General features: G+C 67.3%; 25 protein-coding genes. 15 read left to right on the top strand and 10 right to left on the bottom strand.

Annotated features, from left to right (window positions below; translation table 11 throughout):
* Window position 1 precedes the first annotated feature (1 nt).
* A complete protein-coding gene (locus GYM46_RS03090; RefSeq protein WP_164952594.1) occupies window positions 2–292 on the bottom strand; it encodes a mobilization protein in 291 nt (96 codons plus the stop codon).
* 428 nt (window positions 293–720) lie between these two features.
* Between GYM46_RS03090 and traA the strand changes: the two genes are divergently transcribed.
* Window positions 721–3,711 (top strand): Ti-type conjugative transfer relaxase TraA, encoded by a 2,991-nt coding sequence (traA, locus tag GYM46_RS03085; protein ID WP_164952593.1) that lies wholly within the window; start codon window positions 721–723, stop codon window positions 3,709–3,711.
* 17 nt (window positions 3,712–3,728) lie between these two features.
* Window positions 3,729–4,424: a DUF6118 family protein gene (locus GYM46_RS03080; RefSeq protein WP_164952592.1), complete on the top strand. Its 696-nt coding sequence runs from the start codon at window positions 3,729–3,731 to the stop codon at window positions 4,422–4,424.
* On the opposite strand, the gene GYM46_RS03075 is transcribed toward GYM46_RS03080, so the two are convergent.
* Window positions 4,421–5,803 (bottom strand): recombinase family protein, encoded by a 1,383-nt coding sequence (locus GYM46_RS03075; protein ID WP_280114356.1) that lies wholly within the window; start codon window positions 5,801–5,803, stop codon window positions 4,421–4,423. The genes GYM46_RS03080 and GYM46_RS03075 overlap by 4 nt on opposite strands.
* Window positions 5,804–6,179: 376 nt before the next feature.
* The gene (locus GYM46_RS03070; RefSeq protein ID WP_164952590.1) at window positions 6,180–6,434 is read right to left on the bottom strand and encodes a helix-turn-helix domain-containing protein; all 255 of its coding nucleotides are present in this window, start codon (window positions 6,432–6,434) and stop codon (window positions 6,180–6,182) included.
* A gap of 96 nt (window positions 6,435–6,530) precedes the next feature.
* On the opposite strand from GYM46_RS03070, the gene GYM46_RS03065 reads away from it, so the two are divergent.
* The 3 genes from GYM46_RS03065 to GYM46_RS03055 all read left to right on the top strand — a co-directional run bounded on the left by GYM46_RS03065 (window position 6,531) and on the right by GYM46_RS03055 (window position 7,989).
* Window positions 6,531–7,085 carry a helicase gene (locus GYM46_RS03065; protein ID WP_164952589.1) on the top strand — a complete coding sequence of 185 codons (555 nt, stop codon included), beginning with the start codon at window positions 6,531–6,533 and terminating at the stop codon, window positions 7,083–7,085.
* Window positions 7,086–7,132: 47 nt separating this feature from the next.
* The gene (locus GYM46_RS03060) at window positions 7,133–7,450 is read left to right on the top strand and encodes a sigma factor-like helix-turn-helix DNA-binding protein (RefSeq protein WP_164952588.1); all 318 of its coding nucleotides are present in this window, start codon (window positions 7,133–7,135) and stop codon (window positions 7,448–7,450) included.
* A gap of 230 nt (window positions 7,451–7,680) precedes the next feature.
* A complete protein-coding gene (locus tag GYM46_RS03055) occupies window positions 7,681–7,989 on the top strand; it encodes a hypothetical protein (RefSeq protein WP_164952587.1) in 309 nt (102 codons plus the stop codon).
* A 316-nt stretch (window positions 7,990–8,305) separates the two neighbouring features.
* Here GYM46_RS03055 and GYM46_RS03050 read toward each other — a convergent pair whose 3' ends face one another.
* From GYM46_RS03050 to GYM46_RS03040, 3 genes are all read right to left on the bottom strand, one after another.
* On the bottom strand, window positions 8,306–9,754 hold the full coding sequence (locus GYM46_RS03050) for a sigma-54-dependent transcriptional regulator (RefSeq protein WP_008259872.1): 1,449 nt from the start codon (window positions 9,752–9,754) through the stop codon (window positions 8,306–8,308).
* 113 nt (window positions 9,755–9,867) lie between these two features.
* A complete protein-coding gene (locus GYM46_RS03045; protein WP_008260888.1) occupies window positions 9,868–11,649 on the bottom strand; it encodes a DUF4153 domain-containing protein in 1,782 nt (593 codons plus the stop codon).
* Between the two features lie 64 nt (window positions 11,650–11,713).
* On the bottom strand, window positions 11,714–12,199 hold the full coding sequence (locus GYM46_RS03040; protein WP_040349289.1) for a DUF1203 domain-containing protein: 486 nt from the start codon (window positions 12,197–12,199) through the stop codon (window positions 11,714–11,716).
* Between the two features lie 103 nt (window positions 12,200–12,302).
* Between GYM46_RS03040 and GYM46_RS03035 the strand changes: the two genes are divergently transcribed.
* The 7 genes from GYM46_RS03035 (at window position 12,303) to GYM46_RS03005 (ending at window position 18,997) form a co-directional block, all read left to right on the top strand.
* Window positions 12,303–14,111: a M3 family oligoendopeptidase gene (locus tag GYM46_RS03035; protein WP_040349293.1), complete on the top strand. Its 1,809-nt coding sequence runs from the start codon at window positions 12,303–12,305 to the stop codon at window positions 14,109–14,111.
* Window positions 14,112–14,174: 63 nt separating this feature from the next.
* The gene (locus GYM46_RS03030; RefSeq protein WP_008264067.1) at window positions 14,175–14,447 is read left to right on the top strand and encodes an aa3-type cytochrome c oxidase subunit IV; all 273 of its coding nucleotides are present in this window, start codon (window positions 14,175–14,177) and stop codon (window positions 14,445–14,447) included.
* 94 nt (window positions 14,448–14,541) lie between these two features.
* Window positions 14,542–15,681 (top strand): Re/Si-specific NAD(P)(+) transhydrogenase subunit alpha, encoded by a 1,140-nt coding sequence (locus GYM46_RS03025; RefSeq protein WP_008261772.1) that lies wholly within the window; start codon window positions 14,542–14,544, stop codon window positions 15,679–15,681.
* Window positions 15,681–16,016 carry an NAD(P) transhydrogenase subunit alpha gene (locus tag GYM46_RS03020; RefSeq protein ID WP_008261129.1) on the top strand — a complete coding sequence of 112 codons (336 nt, stop codon included), beginning with the start codon at window positions 15,681–15,683 and terminating at the stop codon, window positions 16,014–16,016. Before GYM46_RS03025 ends, GYM46_RS03020 begins: the two co-directional genes overlap by 1 nt.
* The gene (locus GYM46_RS03015; RefSeq protein ID WP_035307111.1) at window positions 16,013–16,279 is read left to right on the top strand and encodes a hypothetical protein; all 267 of its coding nucleotides are present in this window, start codon (window positions 16,013–16,015) and stop codon (window positions 16,277–16,279) included. Before GYM46_RS03020 ends, GYM46_RS03015 begins: the two co-directional genes overlap by 4 nt.
* 13 nt (window positions 16,280–16,292) lie before the next feature.
* Complete coding sequence (locus GYM46_RS03010; RefSeq protein ID WP_035307114.1) at window positions 16,293–17,714, top strand: NAD(P)(+) transhydrogenase (Re/Si-specific) subunit beta; 1,422 nt, start codon at window positions 16,293–16,295, stop codon at window positions 17,712–17,714.
* Window positions 17,715–17,887: 173 nt separating this feature from the next.
* A complete protein-coding gene (locus GYM46_RS03005; protein WP_008262840.1) occupies window positions 17,888–18,997 on the top strand; it encodes an acyltransferase family protein in 1,110 nt (369 codons plus the stop codon).
* A 2-nt stretch (window positions 18,998–18,999) separates the two neighbouring features.
* On the opposite strand, the gene GYM46_RS03000 is transcribed toward GYM46_RS03005, so the two are convergent.
* On the bottom strand, window positions 19,000–19,224 hold the full coding sequence (locus GYM46_RS03000) for a hypothetical protein (protein WP_040349298.1): 225 nt from the start codon (window positions 19,222–19,224) through the stop codon (window positions 19,000–19,002).
* 93 nt (window positions 19,225–19,317) lie between these two features.
* Here GYM46_RS03000 and GYM46_RS02995 point away from each other — a divergent pair, with 93 nt between their 5' ends.
* From GYM46_RS02995 to GYM46_RS02985, 3 genes are all read left to right on the top strand, one after another.
* Complete coding sequence (locus GYM46_RS02995) at window positions 19,318–20,307, top strand: helix-turn-helix transcriptional regulator (RefSeq protein WP_008263974.1); 990 nt, start codon at window positions 19,318–19,320, stop codon at window positions 20,305–20,307.
* 65 nt (window positions 20,308–20,372) lie between these two features.
* Window positions 20,373–21,821 (top strand): hypothetical protein, encoded by a 1,449-nt coding sequence (locus GYM46_RS02990; RefSeq protein WP_040349300.1) that lies wholly within the window; start codon window positions 20,373–20,375, stop codon window positions 21,819–21,821.
* A 71-nt stretch (window positions 21,822–21,892) separates the two neighbouring features.
* Entirely contained in the window at window positions 21,893–22,723 is an 831-nt protein-coding gene (locus GYM46_RS02985) for a universal stress protein (RefSeq protein WP_008261966.1), read from the top strand.
* 4 nt (window positions 22,724–22,727) lie between these two features.
* On the opposite strand, the gene GYM46_RS02980 is transcribed toward GYM46_RS02985, so the two are convergent.
* From GYM46_RS02980 to GYM46_RS02970, 3 genes are read right to left on the bottom strand one after another with little or no spacing between them, the layout of a single operon-like run.
* Window positions 22,728–23,000, bottom strand: a complete 273-nt coding sequence (locus GYM46_RS02980) for a type II toxin-antitoxin system RelE/ParE family toxin (protein ID WP_008261618.1) — start codon at window positions 22,998–23,000, stop codon at window positions 22,728–22,730.
* Window positions 22,997–23,344, bottom strand: coding sequence for a hypothetical protein (locus GYM46_RS02975; protein WP_008261236.1), 348 nt, complete (start codon window positions 23,342–23,344; stop codon window positions 22,997–22,999). Before GYM46_RS02975 ends, GYM46_RS02980 begins: the two co-directional genes overlap by 4 nt.
* Window positions 23,345–23,380: 36 nt before the next feature.
* On the bottom strand, window positions 23,381–24,811 hold the full coding sequence (locus GYM46_RS02970) for a helix-turn-helix domain-containing protein (RefSeq protein ID WP_008264176.1): 1,431 nt from the start codon (window positions 24,809–24,811) through the stop codon (window positions 23,381–23,383).
* Between the last annotated feature and the right edge of the window lie 9 nt (window positions 24,812–24,820).

Raw genomic sequence — 24,820 nt, 5'->3', positions numbered from 1 at the left:
ATCAGGTCTTGTCTGGCAGCGGCGCCGCGCCGCTCTCGCCGATCAGATCGGGGAACAGGGCAACGTCGTCGTCACGGGTGATGAAGCCGGGTAGCTCGCGCCGCAGCCAGTCGGGAAGTTGGTCTTTGGAGAAGGCGTCCTGCCCCTTCTCCAGCCGGTGCAAGATCAAGGCGCCGAGCAGAATCTTACGGCGCGTATCCCTGGCCCGTTCCTGTTTGCCGAGCTTGGTCTGCAGCGATTTGCGCTGGGCCTCCAGTTGAGCCAGCCTCTCGGCGATCGAACGCCTCGCCATCGTCTCCTCCGTGTCGCCACTCCTCTTTCAGAACCCAAGGTAGCGCGAGATCGCAGAGGCGTCATCTGTCTTCAGCGCCGCACCCGGCAACGCTGCCAGCAACGTCCCAGCAATGCCCTTGCGTTCACGATGACGTTGCGACGGACCGCAAGCCCCGTCATGCTATCACGACGATGCGGACTCGATTCGCGCCAGCGGCCGATACTACATTCCTGATCCGCCTCTCCCATTTGCTGACCCGCTTGCTTACAAGCGCGCCTCACCGAGCCTATTGAGCGAAGTGAAGATTAGCGAAGGGCGCACTTACGAGTTGCTGCGCAACTCAGGGCTTGGTATTTTGAGATCGACGGACCCAGGTTGTGTCCTGGCTTTGCGTGATCTCGGCCCGCCAGTCTGGCCGCCACCGTGGCGGCTCCCTGGAGGTCGTCATGGCGATCTATCATCTGGCGATGAAGCCGATCAGCCGCTCGAGCGGGCGTAGCGCCGTCGCTGCCGCCGCCTATCGCGCCTCGCAAAAGCTCACCAACGAACGCGACGGCCAGACCCATGACTTCACCGCGCGTCGCGGCGTAGAGCACACCGAGATCGTGCTGCCCGAAGGCGCGGATGCGGAGTGGGCGCAGGACAGATCGGCCCTGTGGAATGCGGCGGAGTTCGCCGAGGCGCGCAAGGATGCCCGTGTGGCCCGCGAGGTCGAGGTCGCGCTGCCGCACGAGCTGACGCCCGAGCAGCGCCTGGCCCTGACGCGGGAGTTTGCTCACGGCTTGGCCGATCGCTACGGCGTGGCGGTGGATTTTGCGATCCACAGTCCGCACGGCGACACCGACGTGCGCAACCACCACGCCCATATCCTGCTGACCACCCGCAAGGTCGAACGCGAGGGGTTGGGCGAGAAGTCCGAGATAGAGCTGGAGAACAAGCGGCTGATCGCGCTCGGCCTGCCGACGTCGCACGATCAGCTTCGTGACCTTCGTCTGGATTGGGAGGATCGGGCCAACCGGCATCTGGCCCTGGCTGGTCACGACCTGCGCATCGATCATCGCTCGCACCAGGCCTGCGGGCTGGAGATCGAGCCGACCCAGCATATGGGCGTGCACGCCACCCAGATGGACCGGCGCGGCAAGCCTGTGGTCCGGGCCCGCCAGGATGCCGAACAGGCGCAGCGGAACGCCACACTGATCCGCGAAAAGCCCGAACAGGCGCTGACGCTCGTCACGAACGAGAAGAGCGTGTTCGACCGCACCGATGTGGCCAAGGTCATCCATCGCTACGTCGATGATCCCGACGCCTTCCAGCGGGCCTTCGCTAGGGCGATGGCCTCGCCCGCGCTGGTCGAACTCCGCCCCGAGCAGAGGGACGAATTCGGGCGCACCCTGGAGCCGGCGCGTTATTCCACGCAAGAGATGATCGCCGTCGAGAAGGCGATGGCCGACAGCGCCGACCGGATGGCGGAGAGCCGGACCTTCGGGGTCGACCGCCAACATACAGAGCGCGCGCTCACCGAACGGCCGTTCCTGGCCGGGGAGCAGAGCCAGGCGGTCCGCCACATCATTGGTCCCGAACGGATCGGGGCCGTGGTCGGCATGGCGGGGGCCGGCAAGAGCACCATGCTCGGGGCCGCCCGCCAAGCGTGGGAGGCCGAAGGCTATCGGGTGATGGGCGCGGCGCTGGCGGGCAAGGCGGCCGAGGGTCTTGAGGAGTCCTCGGGTATCGCGTCAAGGACGCTGGCGAGCTGGGAACGGAGCTGGGAGCGGGGTCGGCACCTGCTGGATCCGCGCAGTGTGCTGGTGATCGACGAGGCGGGGATGGTGGGAAGTCGCCAGCTCTCGCGCGTCTTGGCGCAGGCCAATCGTTCCGGCGCCAAGGTGGTGCTGGTGGGCGACCCCGAACAGCTGCAGCCGATCGGTCCGGGCGCGGCCTTCCGCGCTGTGGCCGAACGCGTCGGCTTCGTCGAGTTGGGCGAGATCCGGCGCCAGCGCGAGGGCTGGCAGCGGGAGGCCTCCGTGGACTTCGCCCGCCACCGGACGGCGGAAGGTCTGACGGCCTATGCCGAACACGGCGCGGTCCGGTTGGGGGCCGATACCGACGCGGCCCGCAACGCGATCGTCCGCAACGTGATCGCCGACATGGACGCGCGGCCGGACGGGTCACGTCTGGTGCTGGCTCATCGCCGCGTGGACGTGGCGAAGTTGAACGACGCCATCCGGGCCGCACGGCAGGACCGGGGCGAGCTACGCGGCGAGCAGGTCTACCGGACAACCGAGGGCCACCGAGCCTTTGCCGCCGGGGACCGCCTGCTCTTCCGGGAGAACGATCGCGACCTCGGGCTGAAGAACGGTATGCTTGGGACGGTGGAACGGGCCGAGGCCGGTCGGTTGGAGGTACGGCTGGACACCGCCAAGGGCCCCGGTCACGGCCGGGCCGTGTCGGTATCGATGGCGGACTACGCCGCCGTCGATCACGGCTACGCCACCACCATCCACAAGGCGCAAGGGGCGACGGTGGACCGGACTCATGTGCTGGCGTCCGCCACGATGGACAGGCACCTGACCTATGTGGCTATGACCCGCCACCGGGAGACCGTGACCCTCTACGCCGGGCGCGAGACGTTCCGGGACGTCGAGGCCTTGTCGGCGCGGCTGTCTCGGGCCGGGCTTAAAGAGACGACGCTGGACTATGCCGCGCGACGGGGCCTTGATGCGCGGCCCCCCGCCACGGGTCACGACGCCGAGCCCCGCAAACGGGGGATGTTCGATGGGTTGACCCTGAACAAACGTGCGACGGCCCCGTCGCTCGACCGCGTGGAAGGCCTGTCGTCTTCCGGGCCGGGGCGAACGGCTCCCGTTCTCGGGCAGACGCTGGAGCTCTCCGTGGAGCGGTATGCGCGGGCGATGGATGACGCGGAGCGGATGCGCAGCCAGAAGCTGCCAGTGCTCGCCCATCAGACACGCGAACTGCGCGACGCCGGGGCGGCTCTGGATCGTATGCGGCCGGGGGCGACGCGTGACCTGCATGAGGCGCTGCGTCACGAACCGGCCACTTGGCGCGCGATGCGGGATCTGCGCGGGAAGGAGCGTGGCGTGGAACTGGCCGGTGCCATCCGCCATGAAGATCGGGTGCGGGCAGACCCGACCTTGAAGGCCGACCGCCTGGTCAAGGACTGGAAGCGGTTGGAAGCGCAGCACGATAGGCTGGACGGGTGGCGACACAGGCCGGCGCGCCAACGGCTGGAGGGCCGAATGACGGCGATGGCGGGCACCTTGAAGCGCGATCCAGAGCTGGAATCGCTGGTGCGGTCGCGGGCACGAGAGTTGGGTGTAGGTCATGGCTCTACGCTAGGTAGGGTGATGTCCGCGCCGAGCGTGCGGCAGGCCGCCCTGGAGATTGGACGGGACCGCGATCGGGGTCCGGCGTTGTAACGGAACAGGAGGCGAGGATGGCGGAGGATCAGGCGGGCGACCCCGCCCAGGCGTTCGAGGATTTGCGGGCCGAGGTCTCGGTGCTGCGCCGCGCGATCGAGGGCCTCCCGGCGTCGATGCGCGAAAACCGGCCGCCTGACTACAGCCAGGACCTCGCCATTCTCGGCAAGGGGTTGGACGAGATCGGGCAATCGTTGGAGACCGTGCTGGCCTCTCCCGCGCTGACCCTGACGCCGGAGCAGCAGGGTCAGGGCATCGCGCGGGCGGGTTCGGCGCTGGTGCGCGAGGCGGCGCAGCGGCTTGATCGGGCGGCGCAGGAGGCGGAGCGCGAGCGGGCGCGGCTGTCGGGCCTGATCGGTCAGGCGTGGGCGAAGGATCGGCAGGTCCGGTTGCTGGGCTGGATCGGGGGCGTGGCCTTCGCGGTCGGGCTGTTGCTGTCGCCGATCCTCGCCGGCGTCTTGCCGTTCGGGCTGAACACGCGGGTGGCGGCTCTGGTGATGCGGGAGGATCGGTGGACGGCGGGCGGGGCGTTAATGCGGGCGGCGAATCCGGCTGGCTGGGATCGGGTGGTCGCGGATGCCCGGCTGGCCGACGAGAACCGGGACGCCCTCGACGCGTGCCGGACGGCGGCGGTCGAGAGCGGGAAGACGCAGCGGTGTACGGTGATGGTGGCACCGCCGCAGGATTCGGCAGCGGACCGGGCGCTAGATTAGCGATCGGCCCTAGCTGCCGCATTGGATCGTCGAACGCGTTTGCGATCCCAAGCCAGCAAATGCGGACTCCCGACAAAGCCAGCAAGCTCATATGCTCGTGTGGTTGAGCCAAACCGTGCCACCAAAGAAGCCATTGCTGGGACGCTTCGGTCTGCCGCGATGATCTTTGCGGTCAGGTGGCCGTGCCGCTCTCTGAGCGCGGTCAGGGCGGCTATCACGTCCGCGTCGTTCGTTCGCTTCGATTGCATCGAACGAAGCTGCTTGTCAGTGTAGCTATATCCAATGAGCCTGTAGGCCTCATGGATCGAGCCGAAGCGATTGCGGAACACGTTGAAGGTTGGGAGATAGCAGCAACCTTCGATAAGCGCCGCCGACAACACCCCCTTCTCCTGCGAAAGCCGTCGAAGGCCCTCAAGCAATTCCTCATTCGTGTATTTCCGCCTCCTCGTTGCGGCCAGCCGGTCAGATGCCTTCCTGAAAAGGCTTTCGCTAACGAGGGGCTTCATCACCTTGATGCGACCCCACTCGGCATGGGGCACTAGTGTGCGCGGTCCGCCTACCTGACCCCGTGATTGATTGAACACGGAGAGCCCGAGAGCAACTTCATTGCGAAGAACGACGTCTACCTGCATCCCGGTCCACAGAACGCCTCTCGGGGGCTTTATGCCTTGCTGATTCAGCTTCGCGGCAATCTGCGAACGTCGCATGCTCTTGTGAGTGAACAGTCTAAAGACCTCCCGGATCGTAGCGACCTCTTCGGCAGGGCCATGAACCATCTTAACAACATCGGTAGATCGCTGCTTCCGGCGTCCGCCTGTCAGCACTTCAAGCGCATTTCCGCCATCGTCAAACGCCTGGTGACGGACTCCATAAGCTGCTGGTCCGCCCTTCACGCCCCCTGCAACAACCGTTCTACGGATGGCTGTCTTCAGACGCTCCGACAGTTCCCTGCTGTACTCGCCAGCCATCACTCGCTTGAGATGCTTGACGATGTTCGCAACGGTCGATCCATCGTTGGTGAACGCTTCCGCGCAGTAGTGAATGTGTACGCCTGCTTGGTCGCACAAGAATTCATAGTGGGCGCCCTCGTCGGGGTTCTGAAACCGTCCCAAACGGCTTACGTCCCTGATGAGGACCGTTTTGTAAGGCGGTGAGCCGGTGAGGATGTCCGACAGGAGCCTTTTCAAACCATCGCGCCCCTTCACCGTAAGGCCACTTTTCCCCGCATCTTCGTATGAGGCTACGATTTGGTATCCGTTCGCCTCGGCATACGCCGCCACCGTCGCTCCTTGGTTTTCCAATGAGTACCGCTGGTGGTCCGTGGACATCCGCAGATACTGCGCTGCTGGAATGAGAGACTTTGGGACAATTGATTTCATCCCGGTGGTTAAAACCGGAAATGTGAATATCGAGGCCCAGCAATCTTGGTCTCGACTCGGCCTATCCCAATGGTGCAGCGGAGCACGCCGCTCACCGATCCCAGATCTCAGCCCGCTGAGTCGCCGAAAAGTAAATCCGCCGCCGCTGCTTCAGCGCCGAAGAAAACTTAGCGTGGTGAGTCACCGCCTGAGCCCGTCACCCCGAGCGCCTTTTTAGAACGTTCGCTCGTGGCAACGGCTCGGTGAGGGCTAAATCCCGCGACAGATGTCCCCAACGTCACCTTGGATTACTATTCGCGCCGTTCCGCTAGCTTCTCGCGCCAATGACTGCTTCGTCGGTCACGGCTGATCCGATTTCGATCCAGACAAGCCGGGACTATCTCTCGCTCACCATTTTCAGTCGCACCCCTGGGCCGACTTCGCTCGCGTCATCTGCTTCAAGGAAGATGACGCCTGCGGTCTCCAGAGCACGCCGCACGCCTTCGACATTGGCGGCCGAACTGCGACCCGGGCCCAGTTCGCTTTCCATCCGGCGGATTGTTTGAAGCGAGACACCAGCCGCTTTAGCCAGTTCAACTCCATTCCATCCCAAAAGAGAGCGCGCCGCGCGGATTTGCGCGGGCGTCAGCATGTTGTGTCACTTTTAGTGCCGATCATGGTATTTTTAGATTGCTCTCAACGGAGTGTCTTGGTACTAAAAGACTAACACACAGAGAAAGGTAGAGTCATGTACTCACGTCGAAAGACGGGCGTAGAGGACGCGCGCCTGCCTGAGATTTCCAGGCGCGGGCTCATCGCGGGAACATCGGTCGCGGCGTTTGGACTGGCCAACCCTGCCACCGGTACCGCCGCCGCCTCCGCCTCAGCCAATCTGGCGCCCGCCGCGTTGATTGCTTCCACTGAGGCGACCAGACACTGCAAGAACTGGCTGGCTATCGACGCCCAGATAGGGCGGCTCCAGAACCGCTGGGCGAAACTGGAGGGTTGGCTGATCCGGGAGCATTCCTGGTGCAATCTTAGCCCCACCGAGCAGCAAGCATTGCCCTGGTCCAAGGAGCTTCGGGACATCGACGGGATCCTGGACACGTTGTTCGAGAGGCGTGAGCGTCTGTTGAAGGCTATTCCGGATTCCGCATCCGTAAGCTTCGAAGCGATCATCGCAAGGCTCGCTGTCCTGGAGCATCTGATTTGGCCTGAGGACCACCCGGAAGCCCACGCCATGATTGCGAGATCGCGGCAAGATCTCATCACGCTGTCGGCGGAGACCCAGTGCGGCGCGTAGACCGCAAACGGAAGAGACCATCACGGCTTCGATCGGAGGAAAAGCGGATGACGGCATCGAAGCCTCGGCCAAGGCGCGGACGCGCACGAAGTTCTGCGGATGTCCTCAAGGGCGCGATCCTGCGGCTGCCGACCAGGCTGCGCGACGTGTTCGTTCTCCATCGTTTCGGAAGACTAACCTACGACGAGATCGGATTGCGTCTGGGAATAGCCCCGGAAGCCGTGAAGGCGGCGCTGGTCGCCGCGCTAGTGCGGCTCGCGCTGGCGGTCAGAATTTCTGAGCGTGAAGAGACCCTGGAACTCACGCGACTGCAAAAGCGAGACCCAGCAGCAGGGCGATCCGCGCCGAGGCGCGGCGGGCTTTAGGCTTCGCCCTGAGCTTCCGGCTGCGCGGGTGATCTCAGCCCATGCGGGTTGCAATCCCTATCGCGAAGAGCTTGGGGCCTTGCCCCTGGCGCACTTCGGAGAGTCTTCCGCCCAGTTTCACTCGCTCTGCTCGTTGCAGCCGGTGCCCCGCGAAGCCTCCCGCTCCGTTTGCTCCCCCAGTCTCGCCGACGGGCAAGGGTTCAGTACGAACCCAAACCCCAGAGGCGGATATGAAGAAGGACTATTCAATCACACGCACACGCTGGAACGGCATTGAGATCGAAATCCGATGGAACGCCGACTATCTGGTCTATGACGACCGAACTCATATGGCCCATCTGGAAGTGGTGAGCGTGTCACCCGAGCGGGCGCCATTGCCGATCACCGAGACAGGTTACAGGTCGCACTTCACGCCGAAAGCGGCGATGGAGGGTTACGACAGCGTGTTAGCTTTCGTTGAAGCATGGCTCGATCAAGCATCGCGTTCCCCGGAATGGAGGGCTTTCGATCAGGCGAACAGGCAGTTGTCGCTGTTCTAGGCGGGCGGGATGGTTACGGTTGGCGCGGACTTCCGCCGTACGCGTTAGGCCTTTGGCTGGCGGGGCTTCCGCGCCTTGGGCGCAGGAGGGGCTGCGGCGACTTCGCCTGACGCCTCGCGGAGCCCAACTGCTGATACTGACAAGCAGCCCAAATCATTGGACGCCGCCACCGACTCCAGCCATCGTTTGTTGCGAGCGTGAAGAATTATCTACACGAACTCTACACGGCATTTTCCACTAGGAAAATTGTCTTACATTACAGACAATTATACCAGAGAGAGATGGCTATCTTTCTCCCGCTGGGAGAGGGAGGCGTTCACCCCGCCTCCTTCAGCTGCCCTTCCAGCCCCTGTTCGCGGACCTTGCGGTACAGGGTGGAGCGGCCGATGCCGAGGCGGCGGGCGATTTCGCTCATGTGGCCGGCGTAGACCTCGATGGCGTGCTGGATCAGGTCGCGTTCGATGTCTTCCAGCGTCCGCAGATGGCCGCGGTCGTCCAGGATGCGGATCGGCTGTTCCGGCAGGGGCGGCAGGTCGGCGTAGGAAGGGGCGGTCTGGGCCGGAGTCGTCGTCGCCTCCGGCATCGGCGCCACCACGCCCGAGATGGACGGGAAATCATAGGGCTGAAGGAAGGGCGAGTCGGCCAGGACGATGGCGCGGAACACCGCGTTCTCGAGCTGGCGCACATTGCCGGGCCAGTCGAAGGCCTGGAGCATCGCCTGGGTCTCGGGCGCGCAGGCGACGATCCGCTTGCCTTCCTCGGCGTTGAACCGGGCGATGAAGTGATCGACCAGGGCCGGGATGTCCTCGCGGCGGTCGCGCAGGGACGGGGCCTCGATCGGGAAGACGTTGAGGCGGTAGAACAGATCCTCGCGGAAGGCGCCGTCCTTGACCTGTTGGGCCGGGTCGCGATTGGTGGCCGAGACGATGCGGACGTCGATCTTGACCGGCCGCTTGCCGCCGACGGGATCGATCTCGCTCTCCTGCAGGGCGCGCAGCAGCTTGACCTGAAGGTCCAGCGGCAGTTCGCCGATCTCGTCCAGGAACAGGGTGCCGCCGTCGGCCTCGCGGAACTTGCCCAGGGTCTTGTCGACCGCCCCGGTGAAGGCGCCCTTCTCGTGACCGAACAGGATGGATTCCGCCAGATTGGCCGGCAGGGCGCCGCAGTTGACGGCGACGAAGGGCTTGCCGGCCCGGTCGCTGGCGCCGTGCAGGGCGCGGGCGATGACCTCCTTGCCGACGCCGCTTTCGCCGGTGATCAGCACCGGAATGGACGACTTGGCGGCCCGCGTTCCAAGAGCCTTGACCATTCGCATGGGGGCGCTGTCGCCGATGATATCGTCGAAACTGGCGCGCCCTTGCGCCCGTTTGGTCAGCCGGCCGACCTCGGCGGTCAACTGGGTCATCTTCAGGGCGTTGCGCACCCCGACCAGCAGACGTTCGGGTCCGACTGGCTTGACGAAGAAGTCCTGGGCGCCGGCCTGCATGGCCTTGACCACGGTGTCGATGCCGCCGTTGGCCGTCAGCACGATGACCGGGGTGGTCACGCCCGCGCTGCGCAGCTCGGCCAGGCATTCCAGGCCCGACATCTCGGGCATCACCATGTCCAGCAACAGCATGTCTGCGCCGCCGCCCCGGAGCATGCGGTCAATGGCTTCGCCGCCCCCGGCCGCATGGACCACGGCGTAGCCGTCGCGTTCGAGCACGGCCTGCAGCAGGCGGCGCTGGGTCGGATCGTCGTCGACCACCAGAACGGTCTTGGCCATGGGAGCCCCTTGTCATCACCGATAGGCCGCCCGTGGTGCGGACTGGCCCGTTTCGGGACGATTTCTAGGGGGACGAGGTGAAAATCGGGTGAGAGGGCGTGGTGACCGGGGGGTTAACGGGGCGTCGGCGGCGGGCAGCTGATCTGCGGTTGAGCCTGCAATCTCTGACCGCCGATGACGAGGTCGGGCAGGCTGGAGGGGGCGACGGTCATGGCCTCGGCAAAAGGCTTGGTCAGATCATCCGCCGGTCTGCGCGTGCACACGGCGGTATATTGCGCGCTTTGTACCCACTGATCCTCGGCGTCTTGAGCGAAGGTCAAGATGGCGCCGGACGTCGCCAGCAAAACCTCCGCACGGCCGTCGCCGTCCAGATCGAGCGTACGAAGCCGGCAGGGTTTGTCGCCGCCGCAAACGTACATCAGGGTGTCCTGCAGCGTCTCCTGGGCGGTAAAGCTGGGCGGCGTGATCTGGCCGGGGACGGGCTGAATGCGGATGCTCTTCACCCGTTCCGCCTGTTCCTCAACCGAATAGCCTGATCGTACCTCTTGGGCTCTGGCCACGCGGGCCAGTTCGGCCGTCTTCGCATCCGGCGACCGCATCAGCCGATCCAGCGCCGCAAGCCCCGCCTTGCCGCTGTCGAAGCGAAGGAACTCGTAGTCGAAATCCTTGGCCGTCACGGCGCCGCGCTCCAGCCGCGCGACCTGATCCGCCGCCGACAGTCGCGCCGGGTCGGCCAGGGGGCTGAACAGGGCCAGGATGGTCGCGACCGACAGGACGGCGGCGAGGATGTTGGTCGGCTCCAGCGGCTTCATCCAGGGGCCGGGGCGGACGGCGGCGAACAGATAGCCCAGGCCATAGACCGCGCCGATCACAGCGCAGGCCGTGGCGATGATCCGATCCGGCGTCAGCCCGTGCTGGCCGATGCGCAGGGCCAGGCCCCAGAAGGCCAGGCCAACCAGGGGCGCGATCAGGGCCGAGGCGACCCGGACGCCGTAGCGCAGCACCACCGGGGGGCGATGGTCGGGACGGCCGTCCTGGTAGGCGGTGTTGATCAGCACGATCAGGGCGGCCGCCGCCGACAACACCAGGGCCGTCGCGCTGCCCGTCTCCCACAGGCCGTCCAGGCCGGTGAAGGGCAGGGCCAGCAGGAAGCCGCCGACCAGCACCGTGATGACCAGCAGCAGCCAGGACAACAGCATCAGGGCCACGGTCCGCACGCCCCGGATCAGACCGTCGCGCACATCGGTCAGATGCACCGCCGTGGCGAAGGCCAGGCCGGTCAGCGGCAGGGAGAACCAGCTTTCTTGCAGCAGGTCGCTGAGAAAGCTCAGCCCGATGATCTTGAACAGGCTGGCCCCGAGCAGAAGCAGCAGCCAGAAGGCGCCGGCGAAGCCGACCGACAGCACCCCCTGCACCCCCGCCATCCAGGCGGCGTCGAAATAGGCCGGGTAGGAGGCCGCCAGCCGGCGCTCGCGGTCTGCCGGCACGACCAGATGATGGGCGATGAACAGGGCCGCCGCCGCGAAGACGAACAGGGGGAAGGTCGCCTCGCGGGCGCCGTCGGCCTGACGGGCGATGTCGTGCCAGGCCAGCAGGGCCAGCACCAAACCTGCGATCAGGCTCCAGACCACATAGACCCACAGCCTCAGCTTGCCGACGCCGGACAGCAGGACGGCGGGCAGGAACAGGGCGGTCAGCAGGGCCGGGGCGAACAGGTCGGGATGGCGCTGCGACCAGCTGGCGCTGTCGCCCTCGGTGGCGCGCAGCAGCAGGTACAGGACGATGCCCTGCACCAGGCCGACCGTCAGCCGCACGATGGCGATCCGGCGGCGGTCGCCGTCCGGCGTGGTCCCGCCCCAGCCCGTGCCGAGAATATTCGCCGCTTCGGTGGTCATGACGCGCCCTTTTGTCCGGTTCGGAGCCCGACCTGGGCGCGCCATCTAGCCGGATCGGGGGTGTTCAGGGAAGCGGCGCCTCGATCCGACACGCCCGCGCCAGATAACAGCCGCGCGGGGCGAAATGGATGTGGACCTGGTCCAGGGCCGGATGGTCGAACGCCTCGGCAAGCCGTGCATCCAGATCGGCGCCGTCGATCACCAGCCCCTCAATCATCATGTTGCGCCGGTCATAGAGGCGCAGCGACAGTGGTCGTTTGGTCAGCATCTCCGGCGCCGGTCCGGTGATCGGCGCCTGTTCCACCGCCGACTCGCGCACGAAGATCGGTCCCGAGGCGCGATAGGGCGAGGTCGGGTCGGTCAGATGGGCGTGATTGACCAGCACCAGCGCCTCTCCGGCGTCGGCGTCGCGCAGACTGACCCGGCAGGGCGCGCGGCCGGGGGCGTCGGCGACCCACCGGCGCGCGCCGACCGTGGCTAAGTCTTTATCGGACATGGCGAAATAGGGCACGAAGGGCGCCAGGGGCAGGGCTTCGATGCGATAGGTCATGGTGAATCTCCAGATTGAGGTCTTTCCTTGCGACGTTCGGTTCTCGCCGTCTGGCGGCTTGCGGCCGTTGCATCGCGCCCGCGCCGCCCCCACAAAGGCGGGCATGAACGCCCCCTTTAAAGCCCTCTCCCAGTCCGACCCTGCGGAAGCCCCTCTGTGGGACCTGACCGACCTCTATGGTTCGCGCGACGACGCCCGGATCGCCGCCGACCTGGATCGGGCGCGCGCCCTGGTGGACGAGATGAACGGCCTGCAAGGCCGGCTGGCGGGGCAGGGCGGCGATCCGGCTTCGTTGGGCGCGGCGCTGGATCGGGCGATCAGCCTGTATGAACAGGCCTCGGACGTCCTGGGCGCCCTGGGCGCCTACGCCTTCCTGGCGGCCTCGACGGCGCGCGACGATGCGGGCGCTCAGGGGTTCGAGGCGGATGTGCGCGAGAAGATCACCGCCATAGCCACCCCGACCGTCTGGCTGACGCTGGAGATCAACCAGATCGACGACGCCGCGCTGGAGGCCGCGCTTCAGGCCCACGCAGGCGCATCGCGCTGGCGGCCGTGGCTGCGGCGGGTGCGGGCGATGAAGCCGCACGAACTGTCCAGCGAGCTTGAGACCTTCATCGCCGAACGCGGCCCGATCACGGCCCAGTGGCCGCGCCTGTTCGACGAACAGCTGGCGGCTCTGCGGGCCAAAGCCGGCAATGAAAGCCTGACCCTGGCCGAGGCCCTGAACCGGTTGTCCGATCCCAAGCCCGCGCGCCGCAAGGCCGCCGCCGAGGGTTTGTCGGAGGCCCTGGCCGCCCGCGCCCCGACCCTGGCCCTGGTGCTGAACACGGTCGCCGCCGACAAGGCGATGGAGGATCGCTGGCGCGGCTTCAAACGCCCCGCCGACAGCCGCCACCTGGGCAACGAGGTCGACGGCGAGGCGGTGGACGCCATGGCCGAGGCCGTCGCCGCCGCCTATCCGCAGCTGTCGCACCGCTATTATGCGCTGAAGGCCAAGGCCATGGGCAAGGCGCGGCTGGACCACTGGGACCGCAACGCCCCGATCGAGACCACCGCCCCGCGCGCCTTCACCTGGAGCCAGGGGCGCGAGATCGTTCTGGACAGTTTCTCCGACCTTGGGGCCGAGTTCGCGGAGCGCGCCGCCGGTTTCTTCGACAAGCCGTGGATCGACGGCCGCGCCCGGCCGGGCAAGCAATCGGGCGCCTATGCCCACCCGGTCACCGCCGACCGCCACCCCTATGTCTTCCTGAACTGGATGGGCGAGCGGCGCGACGTCCTGACCCTGGCCCACGAACTGGGCCACGGGGTGCACCAGACCCTGGCGGCGGACCAGGGCACCCTGTTGGCCGACACCCCCCTGACCCTGGCCGAGACCGCCTCCATCTTCGCCGAGGGTCTGACGTTTGATCGCCTGCTGGCGACGGCGCCCAAGCGCGAGCAGCGCGGCCTGCTGGCCGGGCGGATCGAGGACGGGCTGAACACGGTGGTGCGCCAGATCGCCTTCCACCGGTTCGAGACCCGCTTCCACGACGAGCGGCAGAAGGGCGAGGTCTCGCAGCAGCGGATCAACGAGCTGTGGCTGACCGAGATGGGCGCCTCCCTGGGGCCGGCGGTGACGCTGAATCCCGGCTATGAGCACTGGTGGGCCTATGTCAGCCACTTCGTCCACTCGCCCTTCTACGTCTACGCCTACGCCTTCGGCGACCTGCTGGTGGCGGCGTTGATGGAGGCGCGGCGGGCCGATCCGACGGGCTTCACCCCCCTGTACCGCGACCTGCTGGCCGGGGGCGGGGCTAAGACCTATGTCGAGGCGCTGAAGCCCTTCGGCCTCAATCCGCGCGATCCGGCCTTCTGGAGCGTGGGCTGCAAGCGGCTGGAACGTCTGGTGGATCAGTTCGAAGCGCTGGGGTGAGAGGCTGGCGCCCGGCTGAACCCGCGCTATAGTCGCCTCAACGACAAGACCGAGGGAGTTCTCATGGCCGACGCTCACAATCCCGCCACCGCCGAGGCAGACGCCGACGCGACCGCCTATGTCCGGGGCGGGATGCAGATCAATGAACAGGCGGCGACTTTCAAGCTGTTCATGGATCTGGCCAAATGGGGCTCGTTGGCCGTGGCCTGCCTGCTGCTGTTCCTGACCCTGTGGTTCCATCCGGGCGGCAACCTGATGGCGGCCCTGGTCGGCGCAGTGGTGCTGGGGGGCGTCGGCTTCTTCGCCCTGAAGCCCAAGGCCGACGCGGGCCACTGAGCCCCCGTCCGCAACGATGCAATAACGACGCGCTTTGACGGCGTCTTCGGAACCGGCCTAGTCTCGCGTCCCATACAGGAACAAGGGGATTCGCTTGGCCGTCGCTATCGCCGCCACCCGTGAACGTCGCGAAGGCGAGACGCGCTGCGCCGTCACGCCCGAGACGGTCAAGAAGCTGATCGCCCTGGGCGCGACCGTCACGGTCGAGGCCGGGACCGGCCTGGGCTCCTCCATTCCCGACGCCGACTACGCCGCCGCCGGCGCGGCGGTGAAGCCCGACACCCGCGCGGTGCTGGACGGCGCCGACATCGTGCTGAAGGTCCGCGGCCCGACGGCCCAGGAGACCAGCGCGCTCAAGCCCGGCGCAATCGTCATCGCCATGCTGGACGCCTGGCGCGACAAGGCCACGGTCGAGGCCCTGACCGGCGCCAACGCCACCGCCTTCGCCATGGAGTTCGTGCCCCGCATCACCCGCGCCCAGGTCATGGACGTGCTGTCGTCCCAGGCCAATCTGGCCGGCTATCGCGCGGTGATCGAGGCGGCCTACGCCTATGGCAAGGGTTTCCCGATGATGATGACGGCGGCCGGCACGGTCGCCGCCGCCAAATGTTTCGTCATGGGCGTGGGCGTGGCGGGCCTCCAGGCCATCGCCACGGCGCGGCGTCTGGGCGCCGTCGTCACCGCCACCGACGTCCGTCCCGCCACCAAGGAACAGGTCGAGAGCCTGGGCGCCAAATTCCTGGCCGTCGAGGACGAGGAGTTCAAGAACGCCCAGACCGCCGGCGGCTACGCCAAGCCCATGTCGTCCGAGTATCAGGCCAAACAGGCCGAACTGACCGCCAGCCATGTGGTCAAGCAGGACATCGTCATCACCACCGCCCTGATCCCCGGCCGCGCCGCGCCGGTGCTGCTGACGGCGGCCCATGTGGCCTCGATGAAGCCGGGCTCGGTCATCGTCGATCTGGCGGTCGAGGCGGGCGGCAATGTCGAGGGCTCGAAGCTGAACGAGGTGGTGACCACCCCGAACGGCGTCACCATCGTCGGCTGGTCCAACCTGCCCGGCCGCATCGCCGCCGACGCCAGCGCCCTGTACGCCCGCAACCTGACGGCCTTCGTGGGCCTGATGATCAAGGACGGGGTCCTGGCCGTGGATCTGGAGGACGAGATCCTGAAGGCGGCCGTGGTGACGCACGGCGGGGCCGTGGTGCATGAAGGGCTTAAGGGAGCAAGCTGATGGAACATGTCGATCCCACCGTCTTCCGCCTGGCCATCTTCGTCCTGGCCATCTTCGTCGGCTATTACGTGGTCTGGAGCGTGACGCCGGCCCTGCACACGCCGCTGATGGCCGTGACCAATGCGGTGTCCAGCGTCATCATCGTCGGCGGCCTGATCGCGGCGGCGGCTGTGTCGGGCGACGTCACCGGCCCCAGCGCCTGGATCGCCAAGGGCGCGGGCGTGGCGGCCGTGACCCTGGCCAGCGTCAACATCTTCGGCGGCTTCATGGTCACCCGGCGGATGCTGGCCATGTACAAGAAGAAGGAGCGGCCGGCTCCCAAGGGCGCGGCATGATCGATCCCGCCCAGATCGCCATAACCGGCTCATGGATCGCCACCGGCGTCGGCTTCGGCCTGTGGCTGTACGGCTGGTTCGGGACGAAACTGCCGCTGAAGCGTCAGCGGCTGCACGACTGCGGCATCGCCCTGGTCTTCTCGGCCATACTGGTCCGGGTCGTGAGCCAGGAGCGGCCGCTGGGGGTTTTCGAATGGGCCCTGTTCTTCATCGGCCCGTTGTTCATCGCCGCCGCCCTGTGGCGGCTGGCGCGCACGTCTTGAGGGGAGGGGCGTGATGAACGCATCGTTGGCCGCACTGGCCTATCTGGTTTCCGGCGTCCTGTTCATCCTGTCGCTGCGCGGCCTGTCCAGCCCCGAGACCAGCCGCCAGGGCAACACCTTCGGCATGATCGGCATGGCCCTGGCCATCGGCGTGACCCTGCTGACCCTGGGAACCACCGGGGCGCTGGACGCCGTCACCCTGGCCCTGATCGCGGGCGGGGTCATCGTTGGCGGCGGGACCGGCGCCCTGATCGCGCGGCGCGTCGCCATGACCGACATGCCCCAGTTGGTCGCCGCCTTCCACAGTCTGGTCGGCATGGCCGCCTGCCTGGTCGCCATCGGCGCCGTCTATGCGCCCGAGGCCTTCGGAATCCTGTCCGAGGACGGGACGGGCATAAAGACCCTGTCGATCATCGAACTGTCGCTGGGCGTCGCCATCGGGGCCATCACCTTCACCGGCTCGGTCATCGCCTTCGCCAAGCTGAACGGCAATATGTCGGGTGCGCCCATCATCCTGCCGGCGCGGCACCTGATCAATGTCGGCCTGGGTCTGGGCCTGGTCTTCCTGATCGGCATTCTGATCGGCACCGGCGGCGCGGCGACCTGGGCCTTCTGGGGCGTCTTCCTGATCGCCCTGGTGCTGGGCGCGACCCTGATCGTCCCCATTGGCGGCGCCGACATGCCCGTGGTGGTGTCGATGCTGAATTCCTATTCCGGCTGGGCGGCGGCGGCCCTGGGCTTCACGCTCGAGAACATCGCCCTGATCATCACCGGCGCCCTGGTCGGCAGTTCCGGCGCGATCCTGAGCTACATCATGTGCAAGGGCATGAACCGCAGCTTCATCAGCGTCATCCTGGGCGGCTTCGGCGGCGCGGACGCCGCGGCCGGTCCGGCCGGCGCCAAGGAGACCCGGCCCGTCAAACAGGGCTCGGCCGAGGACGCCGCCTTCATCATGAAGAACGCCTCCAAGGTCATCATCGTGCCCGGCTACGGCATGGCCGTGGCCCAGGCCCAGCATGCGCTGCGCGAAATGGCCGACAAGCTGAAGGAGGAGGGGGTCGAGGTGAAATACGCCATCCACCCCGTCGCCGGCCGGATGCCCGGCCACATGAACGTCCTGCTGGCCGAGGCCAACGTCCCCTATGACGAGGTGTTCGAGCTGGAGGACATCAACGCCGAGTTCGCCACCGCCGACGTCGCCTTCGTCATCGGCGCCAACGACGTCACCAACCCCGCCGCCAAGACCGACCCCCAGTCGCCGATCTACGGCATGCCGATCCTGGACGTGGAAAAGGCCGGGACCGTGCTGTTCATCAAGCGCGGCATGGGCTCGGGCTATGCGGGCGTCGAGAACGAGCTGTTCTTCCGCGACAACACCATGATGCTGTTCGCCGACGCCAAGAAGATGGTCGAGGGGATCGTGAAGGCGCTGTGAGGCTCCACTGTCGTCATCCTGGGTACGAGGCCCAGGATGACGGGTTGAGCGCGCAGCTTCATATTCCGTCATCCGGGGAAGCAGGCAGATGAAGCTAAAGGGCGCGCCGCCCATCGTCTCGCCCACCACCGAAACCCCTATCGCCCGAGCTTGACCGGCGCTATCACGCGTCCGTGAACGCCCTGTCCAAACCCGCTCCCGTCGCCCATCGCCGTTTCGAGGCGCTCGATTCCCTGCGCGGGGTGTGCGCCATCCTGGTCGTCATGTTCCACATGCCGGTGGCCAGCCACTGGCGGAGCTGGGACTTCATCCAGCACGCCTATCTGTTCGTCGATTATTTCTTCGTCCTGTCGGGCTTCGTCATCGCTCATGCCTATGCCGCACGGTTGAAGACGGCGGCGGACGCCGGCCGGTTCATGGTCCGGCGGTTCGGGCGGATCTGGCCGATGCACGTGCTGATGCTGGCGGCCTATGTCGGCCTGGAGCTGGCGCGGCTGGCCTTTCATTTCGATAGTGCGGCGCCGTTTACCGGAGACCGGTCGGTGTGGGCGATCTTCACCAATCTGGCCCTGATCCAGGCCTGGCACGTCCATCCGCATCTGACCTGGAACGGCCCGTCGTGGACGCTGAGCGCGGAATGGGCCTGTTATCTGATCTTCGCCGGCCTGGTGCTGGCGGCGCCCAAGCGGTTTCGCTGGATCGGCCTTGTGCTCGCGATCATAGGCGGCGTTCTGGTGGTCAGCTACGCCCGGCGCTGGATGAACACCACCTATGACTTCGCCGTGCCGCGCGCGGTCTACGGCTTCTTCCTGGGCTGCCTGTTGCAGGGTCTATGGATGAACATCCCGCGCCTGAAGGGCCTGGCGGCCACGGGGCTGGAGATCGCGGCCGTCGTCGCCGTCTGCCTCTTTGTGGCCTGGGCCGAGGGGCCGGTGACGGTCGCCGTCACCCTGGTCTTCGTCGTCCTGGTCTGGGTGTTCGCGGGCGAGGAGGGACGGGTGTCGCGCCTGCTGGACCATCCGGCGCTCGTGACCCTGGGGCGCTGGTCCTTCTCCATCTACATGGTCCACATGTTCATCCTGACCGTGATGCTGATCATCGCGCGCAAGCTGGACTGGATGCCGGGCGGACGGCGCGTCGATTTCGGCTCGGTCTGGCTGAACGACCTGTTCGCGCTGGGCCTGTTCGGCTTCATCGTCGTGATCGCGGTCGTGGCGCACAATCGGGTCGAACGCCCGGCCCAGCGCCTGATCGACCGCTGGACCAAGCCCAAGGCCGCCTGAATTCAGGCCGCCATCAGCCAGGGCGTTTCCGCCGGGTCCGACCGCGCCTCGTCCCACAGGGCGTCCTCGTCCGAATAGCGGGCGATGGCGGCGGCGGAGATGACGTCCACCACCTGTTCCTCCAGCCGATCCCAGATGACGGCCAGGTCCAACGAGCCGTCGGCCTCGCACGGCACGATCAGATAGCGGTTGGTGTTGACGGCGGTGTTCGGTTGGAAGCGAGCCATTTGATGATCTCCTGAAGCGGTCGGCCTCTTGTCGATGATGGCGTTATGGCGCACTGTTGCGTCAGAAACGGACGTATCATTTCAGGAGCGGCGGTGAGACACGACAAGGCGGCCATGGTGATCGACCTGGCGCGGCGCATGGCCGCCAGCGCCGAAGGCCTGACCATCGACGAGATGGCGCGCGACATGCGCGTCGGCCGCCGCACCGCCGAACGGATGCGTGACGCCGTCCTCATGCTGTTCCCCCAGGTGGAGGAGGTGTCGGATCCGCCGTCGAAACGCTGGCGCATCCGCGGCGGCCTGTCCGCCTTCGAACAGGCGCCGACCGCGACCGAGATGCTGGAACTGGCCAAGGCCGCCTCGGCCCTGCGCGCCGCCGGCGAACCGGCCCGCGCGGCGGCGCTGGAGGCGCTGGAGCGCAAGCTGAAGGCGGCGATGCGCTCCACCACCCTGAACCGGATGGCCCCGGACCTGGAGGCCCTGGTCCGGGCCGAGACCATCGCCGTCCAGGCCGGACCGCGCCCTTCGGCGGACGAGGCCATGCTGACCGCCATTCGCGGGGCGGTGCTGGCGCAGCAGCCGCTGGGCTTCACCTATTCCCGACCGGGCGCCGAGCCGCGCAGGCGGACCGTCGCCCCCTGCGGCGTCATGTTCGGCCGGGCCAACTATCTGGTCGCCGCCGACCGGGAGACGGGCCGCATCCAGACCTTCCGCCTGGACCGGATGAGCCATGTCGCCCCGCAGGACGGGGTGGCGGTTCCGCCCGCCGACTTCGACCTGGGCGTCTTCGCCAGCCAGTCCTTCGGCATCTATCAGGACGAGATCGAGGACGTGGTGCTGCGTATCGCCCCTGAGGGTGCGGCCGAGGCGAAGAGCTGGCGCTGGCACCCGACCCAGTCGTTCGAGGATCAGGCGGACGGCGCCGTCATCGTCCGGTTCCGCGCCTCGGGCATGCGCGAACTGGCTTGGCACCTGTTCACCTGGGGCGAACAGGCCATGATCCTGGCGCCCGAGCGGCTTAAGGCCGTCATGGCCGGGGAACTGGCGGCGGCCGGGCGCGCTCTGGACGCGGCTCGCGGATGAAGAAGGCTTAAGGTGACGCTGTCGCCGGCCCTCGCTATCGCAGGCCTGACCTGTTGGAGAACTTCATGCGTCTGAAGACGGCCCTCATATGCGCCGCCCTTGTCGGCTTTTCGACCGTTGCGGCCTGCGCTTCGCCCGCCGTCGTCGCGTCGCAAGACCCGAGCATGGCCGGAGACGGCCGCGTCGACGTGTCGGTCGAACGCAACGGCGATCGCTGGACGGCGGAGTATGTGCTGGATCGTGACGCCCCGGCCTGGGCCTTCTTCCGCTCGGCCCTGTTGCGCGAGAGCCGCCAGCCGTGGCGGCCGGCCTGGTGGCGGGTGGAGACGCCGAGCGTCGTGCTGGAGCGGATCGGCGATTACGACGTGCTGCGCTCGACCGACGGCGGCCCTGTGCCGCGCAATGTCCGCATCGCCATGACGCCGCGCCCCGGCGATCTGGAGGCGGAGTATGATCCGGCCCTGGTGTTCTCGGACGGGACGGTGGCGCTGTTCTCAGGTCAGTTCGACGTCATCCCGCTGGAGTCCGCCGCCGTCGCCCGCGCCCTGCCGCGCGACCTGAACGGCGTCGATGTGCCCGGCGGCCCGGCCAGCGTGACCTGGCGTGACCGCGCCGGCCCGGTGCTGTTCAAGGGCGAGCGCGCGCCCCAGGTCACGGCCGTTGACGCCCAGACCTATGTCCTGTTCGGCGACGCCACGACCCGCCGGGGCGAAGGGATCACCACCGTCATCGATCCCGGTCTGCCGCGCTGGCTGGGCGATGAACTGGCCGGTTTCACACCCCGCGTCATGGCCTATTACGCCCAGCGCCTGGGTCGGGCTCAGGGCGAGGCGCCGACCCTGATGGTCAGCTGGACCGGCCCGACCAAATCCCTGTCCAGCATGGGCGGCAGCGTTCTGCCGGGTCTGATCTCGATGAATTTCGAAGGGGAGGGGGTGCTGGACCCCGACGCCCAGGCCCTCGCCCGCGCCCACTGGTTCATCGGTCACGAAGCGGCGCATTTCTGGCTGGGCTCTCAGGGGCTGAAATACCAGTACGCCCGCGAGGCCTGGATCACCGAGGGCGGGGCCGACCTGATGGCGGTGCGCGCGCTGAAGGCCATCGACCCCGCCTATGACGACCGGGCCGAGTTGCAGCGCGAGGTGGACGACTGCATCACCCTGGCGGCGGGCAAGCCCGTGGCCTCGGCCGGCGACCGGGGCGACAACCGCGCCTATTACGCCTGCGGCGCCGTCTGGGGCCTGGTCATCGAAGCGGCGGAACGACGCGCGGGCGGCGGCGACTTCTTCGACGTGGTCGCCGATTTTCAGCGCCGCGACAATGACGACGGGGTGCTGAGCCGCGACGAATGGCTGGGCGCCCTGACCCGCCTGTCGCGCGACCCCACCCTGGCCAACGACATCTCGACCATGCTGGACCAGGGCGTCGCCAATCCTTCCGCCGTCATCGCCCGCCTGTTCCAGCGCACCGGCGTCGCCTTCCGCCTCGACAACGGCCGGGTGATCCTGACCTGACGGTTTGACGCGGATCAAGGCGGGACGGGGCCGAAGGGCGCATCCAGACTCCGGCAACAAGGAGCACCGCCATGACCTATGCGAGCCTGATGGTCTATGTGGATGACGAGGCCGACAATGTCGCGCGGATCGGTTTCGCGCGCGATCTCGCCGCCATTCACGACGCGACCCTGATCGGGATCTCCGTCAGCGAGCCCGAGCCGCCGCTGGTCGACGCCTATGTCGCCGGGGGAATGGCCGGTGAAATCCTGGCCCTGCGCCGGGACCAGGCCGACGGCGAACTGTCCGCCGCCAAGGCCCGTTTCCTCGAAGCCATGAAGGACACCGGCATAGATCACGAATGGCGGGCGGAGACCGGCTATCCCGCCTCCTGTGTCGCACGCCATGCGCGGGCGGCCGACCTGATCCTGGTGGGGCGTGACGCCGGGCGTCTGCCCTATCGTGCGCCGGACGCGGGCGACCTGATCATGAACATCGGCCGGCCTGTCCTGGTCGCGCCGCCCCGGGCCTCGGCCGCGCCGGTCGACGGGGTCGTCCTGGTGGCGTGGAAGGAAGGGCGCGAGGCTCAGCGCGCCGTCGCCGCCGCCTTGCCGCTGATGAAACAGGCGCGCGAGGTAAAGGTGGTCGAGATCTGCGCCTCGGCCGACGCCGCCGCCGCCGCCGCGCGGGTCGCCGACGTCGCCGCCTGGCTGCGCCGCCACGGCGTCGTCGCCGAAAGCGAGGCCAAGGTGCGCGACGAACGCCCCGCCGGCGACCGCATCCTGGCCCTTGTCGAACAGACCGGCGCCAATCTGATCGTCGCCGGCGCCTGGGGCCATTCCCGGATGCGGGAATGGGTGCTGGGCGGCGTCACCCAGGCCCTGCTGAACCGCAGCCAGTCCTGGCTTCTGCTGAGCCACTGAGGCCTCAGCGGTCCTCGCGGGCGTGGAAGATGCGGGCGACGACGACGGCGTCCGCATCGACGCGGTATTGGACGACGTAGCCGCTGGCGCCGAAGGGGATGTAGAGGTGGCGTAGACCGTCCAGTTCGATCCCGATCATCGGGGTCTCCGCCAGCTGGCCTATGGACCGGGTGATGGTATGGCCTGCTCGTCGGGCGGCGTTTGGATTGACGCCCCGCAGAAAGCCGATGACCCGTCGGCGATCCTGAATCGCATCAAGCGAAAGCCGTATCTTCAAGCCTTGGCCTTCAACATGGCCTCGATCTCAGCCTCGAAATCCGCCGCCCAGTCCTCGAACTCGATGAACTTGCCGGTGCGGTCGTACTCAGCCAGCCGACGTTTGGCCTCGGTGGTGTCGTAAGGCGTGGCCGGAGGCCAAGGCTCTGGGCTGTCCACGACGAAGGCAGCATCTTTCTCTCGAACTTCGAAGTCGCCGGAGGGGGCGTCACGCCCGCTCGCGAGCGCCTTGTCCAGGACAGCGAGGGCATAGGCCTCGGGCGTTATCCCCGCCGCGCGCGCAGCGGCCTTGAGCCGTTCAAGCGCCGCGTCGGTCAGGGGCAGGGTCAGGACGTGATCGGCCATGACTCAACCATGTCACAACTATGAGTGGTTGTGAACTCACATCGCCGCGAACGGGTACGGGCTGACCGATTTGGACCAGTCGTCCACGGCCAGCGGCCGGTCGATGGGCGCCGCAGCGCGTTCGGCGCAGGGATGGCGGTGGCACAGGCGGCAGGCCGGACCGATGGGCGTGACCTCGGGCCGTTCCAGATCCAGGCCGTGGGCGTAGGCCAGACGGGGGGCGTGGCGCAGTTCGCAGCCCAGGCCGACGGCCAGGTCGTGGGCGTCGCCATAGCCGTCCTGGCCCTGGCGTTCGACCGTGCGGGCGAAGGTGAACCAGCGCCCGCCATCCGGCGTCTCGATGATCTGGGTGATGATCCGGCCCGGCGTACGGAAGGCCGAGTGCAGCCGCCAGCGCGGGCAGGCGCCGCCGAAGCGGGAGAAGGGAAAGGCGCCGGCGGCATAGCGTTTGGAGATATTGCCCGCCTGATCGACCCGCATCAGGAAGAAGGGCACGCCCCGCGCCGTCGGCCGCGACAGGGTGGTCAACCGATGCGCCGCCTGTTCATAGCTGACCCCGAACCGGGCCTGGAGCCGCGCCAGATCATATCCGGTCTCTTCCGCCGTGCGCTGGAAGGCGGCATAGGGCATCAGGATCGCGGCGGCGAGGGTATTGGTCAGGGCCACCTTCAGCAGGGATCGCGTCGGGCCGTCCGGGGCGTTCGCAGCCTGGACCATGGCGTTCAGGGCCGGGCCCTGCTCGGCCAGGGCCAGTTGATAGGCGATGGCGAAGGCGCGCGACGACGGGCCCAGGGCCTCGGACAGCAGCAGGCGGCGGCGGTGCAGATCGTAGCGGCGGGTCCATTCCACCATGACCTCGGCCGGCAGGGTGCGGACGCCCAGATCGTGTTTCGCCGCCAGCCGCTGGCGCGCGGCGGGTTCGAAACCGTCGGCGTGGGCCGGCGCCTCGGCCGCCAGGGCCTCGGCCAGGGCCTCGCCCATCTGGTCCAGTTCGGGGAAGTGGTTGCCGCGCGACTGGATATATTCGCGAACCCATTCGGCCGGGCTGGTGTCCACCAGGCCTTCGCCGTTCTCGGCGGCGGCGCGGGCCCGGGCGCGGCCGTCGTCAAAGGCCTGGTACAGGCGCAGCATGGCGTCCGCGACGCCGGGCGCCTCTTCCAGCAACTGCACCAGTTCGTGACGGGGCAGGGACAGGCCCGCGAACAGAGGGTCGGCCAGAACCTCGCCCAGCCGTGCCTCGTCCGCCGCCCCGCCCTGGTTCAGGCTGCGCAAATCGACGTCATAGGTCTCAGCCAATCGCAGCAGCAGTTGGGCCGAAACGGGCCGCTGATTGCGTTCTATGTGGTTGAGATAGCTGGGCGAAACGCCCAGGTCGGCCGCCATGGCCGTCTGAGTCAGAGCCAGGTCGCGCCGCAGCCGCTTCAGCCGGGCGCCGAGGAAAAGCTTGCGATCGGCGGCGATTTCCATGGTCGGAGA

Source organism: Brevundimonas mediterranea (assembly GCF_011064825.1).
Lineage (GTDB): Bacteria > Pseudomonadota > Alphaproteobacteria > Caulobacterales > Caulobacteraceae > Brevundimonas > Brevundimonas mediterranea_A.
This window is presented reverse-complemented; position numbering and strand designations above follow the sequence as displayed.

What these genes read in the sequence shown, in the direction of transcription:
- GYM46_RS03045 (WP_008260888.1), bottom strand. Translation starts at nt 11,649, where the DNA reads ATGACCACCGAAGCGGCGAATATTCTCGGCACGGGCTGGGGCGGGACC.
- GYM46_RS03070 (WP_164952590.1), bottom strand. Translation starts at nt 6,434, where the DNA reads ATGCTGACGCCCGCGCAAATCCGCGCGGCGCGCTCTCTTTTGGGATGG.
- GYM46_RS02975 (WP_008261236.1), bottom strand. Translation starts at nt 23,344, where the DNA reads ATGGCCGATCACGTCCTGACCCTGCCCCTGACCGACGCGGCGCTTGAA.
- GYM46_RS03020 (WP_008261129.1), top strand. Translation starts at nt 15,681, where the DNA reads ATGGAACATGTCGATCCCACCGTCTTCCGCCTGGCCATCTTCGTCCTG.
- GYM46_RS03015 (WP_035307111.1), top strand. Translation starts at nt 16,013, where the DNA reads ATGATCGATCCCGCCCAGATCGCCATAACCGGCTCATGGATCGCCACC.
- GYM46_RS03040 (WP_040349289.1), bottom strand. Translation starts at nt 12,199, where the DNA reads ATGACCTATCGCATCGAAGCCCTGCCCCTGGCGCCCTTCGTGCCCTAT.
- GYM46_RS03055 (WP_164952587.1), top strand. Translation starts at nt 7,681, where the DNA reads ATGAAGAAGGACTATTCAATCACACGCACACGCTGGAACGGCATTGAG.
- GYM46_RS02990 (WP_040349300.1), top strand. Translation starts at nt 20,373, where the DNA reads ATGCGTCTGAAGACGGCCCTCATATGCGCCGCCCTTGTCGGCTTTTCG.
- GYM46_RS03065 (WP_164952589.1), top strand. Translation starts at nt 6,531, where the DNA reads ATGTACTCACGTCGAAAGACGGGCGTAGAGGACGCGCGCCTGCCTGAG.
- GYM46_RS03090 (WP_164952594.1), bottom strand. Translation starts at nt 292, where the DNA reads ATGGCGAGGCGTTCGATCGCCGAGAGGCTGGCTCAACTGGAGGCCCAG.
- GYM46_RS03000 (WP_040349298.1), bottom strand. Translation starts at nt 19,224, where the DNA reads ATGGCTCGCTTCCAACCGAACACCGCCGTCAACACCAACCGCTATCTG.
- GYM46_RS02970 (WP_008264176.1), bottom strand. Translation starts at nt 24,811, where the DNA reads ATGGAAATCGCCGCCGATCGCAAGCTTTTCCTCGGCGCCCGGCTGAAG.
- GYM46_RS03060 (WP_164952588.1), top strand. Translation starts at nt 7,133, where the DNA reads ATGACGGCATCGAAGCCTCGGCCAAGGCGCGGACGCGCACGAAGTTCT.
- GYM46_RS03080 (WP_164952592.1), top strand. Translation starts at nt 3,729, where the DNA reads ATGGCGGAGGATCAGGCGGGCGACCCCGCCCAGGCGTTCGAGGATTTG.
- GYM46_RS03035 (WP_040349293.1), top strand. Translation starts at nt 12,303, where the DNA reads ATGAACGCCCCCTTTAAAGCCCTCTCCCAGTCCGACCCTGCGGAAGCC.
- GYM46_RS02985 (WP_008261966.1), top strand. Translation starts at nt 21,893, where the DNA reads ATGACCTATGCGAGCCTGATGGTCTATGTGGATGACGAGGCCGACAAT.
- GYM46_RS03010 (WP_035307114.1), top strand. Translation starts at nt 16,293, where the DNA reads ATGAACGCATCGTTGGCCGCACTGGCCTATCTGGTTTCCGGCGTCCTG.
- GYM46_RS03050 (WP_008259872.1), bottom strand. Translation starts at nt 9,754, where the DNA reads ATGGCCAAGACCGTTCTGGTGGTCGACGACGATCCGACCCAGCGCCGC.
- traA (WP_164952593.1), top strand. Translation starts at nt 721, where the DNA reads ATGGCGATCTATCATCTGGCGATGAAGCCGATCAGCCGCTCGAGCGGG.
- GYM46_RS03030 (WP_008264067.1), top strand. Translation starts at nt 14,175, where the DNA reads ATGGCCGACGCTCACAATCCCGCCACCGCCGAGGCAGACGCCGACGCG.
- GYM46_RS03075 (WP_280114356.1), bottom strand. Translation starts at nt 5,803, where the DNA reads ATGAAATCAATTGTCCCAAAGTCTCTCATTCCAGCAGCGCAGTATCTG.